Origin of the sequence: Fusibacter sp. A1 (genome assembly GCF_004125825.1) — a bacterium.
Lineage (GTDB): Bacteria > Bacillota > Clostridia > Peptostreptococcales > Acidaminobacteraceae > QQWI01.
The window spans coordinates 1-350 of the sequence record NZ_QQWI01000050.1; the positions used below are offsets into that span (position 1 = coordinate 1).

Consider the following 350-nt stretch of genomic DNA (forward strand, 5'->3'; position numbering starts at 1 on the left):
CGCCCCCTTGTTTTTCTTCACTTGTTTATAGGCTTTATTTAGGTTATTAGGGTCTAGAATTTGTTCCAATAGGCCATACTCTTCACTGCTTGCGTCGGTGATGTTGTTTTCAGTTATCCTCTCTTCGCTAAGCGCTCTGTCATACCCTTTGTGTTCCGCACTATCTCTTTGACAGGAGCCATCGTTTTTACGATGTATTCTGCTTTCTTTCGTCCCGATTTCGAATGCTTTAGCCGTCCATGAGATCTCCCCAGGTAAGAGCGCAATCCTTCTCTCCATACATCTGCCACATTTACAGCGGTTAATTCCGAGTAGTTATTGGACTTCGACATGTTATGCAGCCTTATCCT

General features: G+C 44.0%; 1 pseudogene. It reads right to left on the reverse strand.

The features are described 5' to 3' along the window. Positions 1 to 279: pseudogene (locus DWB64_RS19400) on the reverse strand (hypothetical protein); the annotation flags it as partial. Positions 280 to 350 lie beyond the last annotated feature (71 nt).